The organism is Flavobacterium sp. LM5 (genome assembly GCF_002017945.1).
Lineage (GTDB): Bacteria > Bacteroidota > Bacteroidia > Flavobacteriales > Flavobacteriaceae > Flavobacterium > Flavobacterium succinicans.
The window spans coordinates 1-4,054 of sequence record NZ_MUFX01000049.1; the positions used below are offsets into that span (position 1 = coordinate 1).

Genomic DNA, 4,054 nt, shown 5'->3' on the forward strand with positions numbered 1-4,054 from the left:
CAATACGAATCGAGACTCTGATACAGTATAGAGCAACAATAAATTATCTTGAAAAGCCAAATTATTGAGCACAAAAAATGCTATCCAAATTAAAAACAAATATTTACTAACCGACTTGTATAAAATAAGCGTTAGTGCTAATCCAGCGATAATCCATAAAAAGGCACTAAATACAAACGGTGGTGAAGGCAAGAAAAACTGAAAAATAGAAATCATAATCAATATAGAAGCTGCCAAAGGATAATTCAAAACGTTCCCTGGGTATTTTAAATTCTCATATAAGTTTGCCCTCTTATATTTGCTTCTAATGACTCTTAAATAAAGTGTGAGCCCAATAATAAAGAGAAGTAACAAGGACAAAATCCCTGTTTGATTGGCAAAATAAAATATAAATAATAAATATCCTTTTGTAAAGGAATGCACAAAATTCTCAACAAATGACAAACTTTTCTCTTTTGCATCAACAATATCTGGCGAAATTGAGTTAACCTTTTCACTTAGTTTCTTTCTAGCGTTATTTACAACAGCTAAATCTGACTCCAAACTAAATTTGAACATTTTTCCGTTAACCTCTAACTTTTGGATGCTATCAATAGCATTTTTTAAATTAGTATTCGCAATATTTAAATCTTTAGCCATTAATACCATTCGCTGATAATAATTTTTTTTTGCAGCTTCTTGAGCAGGGATTTGATAAAAAATCTTATCTGTAGCTAAGGAATCCATTCTTCTTTGAATTTCACTCAAAGATTTATTATTTGATGAAATTCTATCTAATTGATAATCAGTTCTTTTAAGCAATTCTTTCAACAATAGAGAAGTTGTTGTTAAATCCCTAGCTGTCTGCATCTTACTTACATTCTGCACGATGCCTTTTACTGATTTTTCTTTCCATTCTACTAATAATTCAAGTTCTTTGGTAAAGCCTTATAATCGATACCTTCTTTCAGTATGGTATTTGCTTTCTGAATTTCCTCATTAAGCAAATTAAAACTACTATTTTGCTTATTGGTCAACACATTAAACTCGTAGTTTGTTTTATTCTCATTTAAACTCTCTGCATTTAATTGTTGCATAAGTGCATCCAATTGTTTGTTCTCTTTGGCTAAAGTATCCTTATTGACAGCTTCTTTTGTTTGACCAAAAGCAATTGAATTCAAAATAAAAAAGAATACAACATAGGTACTTTTTGAATTGAAATAGAAAAAATCGGTAAAGGGCCTTTTTTTGCTGTTTTTCATAAAAAATTGCATCATAGTATAAGATTAAATAAAAACATAAGTAGTATCAAAAAAACACCTCTCATAGTATCTTTTGAGATATAAATTACAAAATTTATCATAAAAATAGTTAAAAAAACAAAACCACAACTATTTCATAATGAATAAAATATAAAGAATCTAATGATTACAATCGTTAATAAAAATCAAAAAACAAAAGAGATTACAGTAGATTGATTTAATTTTACTAGCTAATTCAGTATTTCAAAATTGTATCCAATTTAGAGAAATACTATTATCGCATTCAAAAAATGGTCTTAAATCTCAACAAACTATTTACCAAAGAATTACCTGCCGACACTGACACCAACAATGTTCCTAGACAGGTGTACAATGCTTGCTTTTCGTATGTATCACCCAAAATCCCTTCAAATCCATCGATAATTCACGTTGTGCATCAAATGGCTGAAGAAATAGGTTTGAATAAAAATGATATTGAAGATGAGGATTTTGTAGCTTTTTTTTCAGGAGCAAAAATTTACCCAAACACTCAACCGTTTGCCTTATGCTATGCAGGTCATCAATTTGGGAATTGGGCAGGTCAATTAGGTGATGGAAGGGCCATAAATTTAATGGAAATCAACCATAAAGAAAAAAACTTTACCTTACAATTAAAAGGTGCTGGACCAACCCCCTATTCCAGAACAGCAGACGGATTGGCAGTTTTACGCTCCTCCATTCGGGAATACTTATGCGCAGAAGCTATGCATCATCTTGGAGTACCTACCACTTCGTCTCCAGTTTAAACTGAGAGATCGAGTGGTAGGTACTCCAAGATGATGCATAGCTTCTGCGCATAAGTATTCCCGAATGGAGGAGCGTAAAACTGCCAATCCGTCTGCTGTTCTGGAATAGGGGGTTGGTCCAGCACCTTTTAATTGTAAGGTAAAGTTTTTTTCTTTATGGTTGATTTCCATTAAATTTATGGCCCTTCCATCACCTAATTGACCTGCCCAATTCCCAAATTGATGACCTGCATAGCATAAGGCAAACGGTTGAGTGTTTGGGTAAATTTTTGCTCCTGAAAAAAAAGCTACAAAATCCTCATCTTCAATATCATTTTTATTCAAACCTATTTCTTCAGCCATTTGATGCACAACGTGAATTATCGATGGATTTGAAGGGATTTTGGGTGATACATACGAAAAGCAAGCATTGTACACCTGTCTAGGAACATTGTTGGTGTCAGTGTCGGCAGGTAATTCTTTGGTAAATAGTTTGTTGAGATTTAAGACCATTTTTTGAATGCGATAATAGTATTTCTCTAAATTGGATACAATTTTGAAATACTGAATTAGCTAGTAAAATTAAATCAATCTACTGTAATCTCTTTTGTTTTTTGATTTTTATTAACGATTGTAATCATTAGATTCTTTATATTTTATTCATTATGAAATAGTTGTGGTTTTGTTTTTTTAACTATTTTTATGATAAATTTTTGTAATTTATATCTCAAAAGATACTATGAGAGGTGTTTTTTTGATACTACTTATGTTTTTATTTAATCTTATACTATGATGCAATTTTTTATGAAAAACAGCAAAAAAAGGCCCTTTACCGATTTTTTCTATTTCAATTCAAAAAGTACCTATGTTGTATTCTTTTTTATTTTGAATTCAATTGCTTTTGGTCAAACAAAAGAAGCTGTCAATAAGGATACTTTAGCCAAAGAGAACAAACAATTGGATGCACTTATGCAACAATTAAATGCAGAGAGTTTAAATGAGAATAAAACAAACTACGAGTTTAATGTGTTGACCAATAAGCAAAATAGTAGTTTTAATTTGCTTAATGAGGAAATTCAGAAAGCAAATACCATACTGAAAGAAGGTATCGATTATAAGGGCTTTACCAAAGAACTTGAATTATTAGTAGAATGGAAAGAAAAATCAGTAAAAGGCATCGTGCAGAATGTAAGTAAGATGCAGACAGCTAGGGATTTAACAACAACTTCTCTATTGTTGAAAGAATTGCTTAAAAGAACTGATTATCAATTAGATAGAATTTCATCAAATAATAAATCTTTGAGTGAAATTCAAAGAAGAATGGATTCCTTAGCTACAGATAAGATTTTTTATCAAATCCCTGCTCAAGAAGCTGCAAAAAAAAATTATTATCAGCGAATGGTATTAATGGCTAAAGATTTAAATATTGCGAATACTAATTTAAAAAATGCTATTGATAGCATCCAAAAGTTAGAGGTTAACGGAAAAATGTTCAAATTTAGTTTGGAGTCAGATTTAGCTGTTGTAAATAACGCTAGAAAGAAACTAAGTGAAAAGGTTAACTCAATTTCGCCAGATATTGTTGATGCAAAAGAGAAAAGTTTGTCATTTGTTGAGAATTTTGTGCATTCCTTTACAAAAGGATATTTATTATTTATATTTTATTTTGCCAATCAAACAGGGATTTTGTCCTTGTTACTTCTCTTTATTATTGGGCTCACACTTTATTTAAGAGTCATTAGAAGCAAATATAAGAGGGCAAACTTATATGAGAATTTAAAATACCCAGGGAACGTTTTGAATTATCCTTTGGCAGCTTCTATATTGATTATGATTTCTATTTTTCAGTTTTTCTTGCCTTCACCACCGTTTGTATTTAGTGCCTTTTTATGGATTATCGCTGGATTAGCACTAACGCTTATTTTATACAAGTCGGTTAGTAAATATTTGTTTTTAATTTGGATAGCATTTTTTGTGCTCAATAATTTGGCTTTTCAAGATAATTTATTGTTGCTCTATACTGTATCAGAGTCTCGATTCGTATTGTTT

At 30.7% G+C, this 4,054-nt stretch carries 3 protein-coding genes and 2 pseudogenes; 2 read left to right on the top strand and 3 right to left on the bottom strand.

Going from position 1 to position 4,054, the window contains the following annotated elements; genetic code table 11:
• Together BXU11_RS17335 and BXU11_RS17340 are read right to left on the bottom strand one after the other, a co-directional pair.
• A partial coding sequence (locus tag BXU11_RS17335) for a hypothetical protein (protein ID WP_139363549.1) occupies positions 1-810 on the bottom strand: 810 nt, incomplete at its 3' end.
• An 89-nt stretch (positions 811-899) separates the two neighbouring features.
• Positions 900-1,256, bottom strand: coding sequence for a hypothetical protein (locus tag BXU11_RS17340; protein WP_078213395.1), 357 nt, complete (start codon positions 1,254-1,256; stop codon positions 900-902).
• Positions 1,257-1,531: 275 nt separating this feature from the next.
• Here BXU11_RS17340 and BXU11_RS17345 point away from each other — a divergent pair.
• Positions 1,532-2,017: pseudogene (locus tag BXU11_RS17345) on the top strand (protein adenylyltransferase SelO family protein); the annotation flags it as partial.
• A gap of 6 nt (positions 2,018-2,023) precedes the next feature.
• Here the strand turns inward: BXU11_RS17345 and BXU11_RS17350 are convergent.
• A pseudogene (locus BXU11_RS17350) lies at positions 2,024-2,518 on the bottom strand (protein adenylyltransferase SelO family protein); the annotation flags it as partial.
• 372 nt (positions 2,519-2,890) lie between these two features.
• Here BXU11_RS17350 and BXU11_RS17355 point away from each other — a divergent pair.
• Positions 2,891-4,054, top strand: a 1,164-nt coding sequence (locus tag BXU11_RS17355; RefSeq protein WP_139363550.1) for a hypothetical protein, incomplete at its 3' end; no start/stop codon positions are given.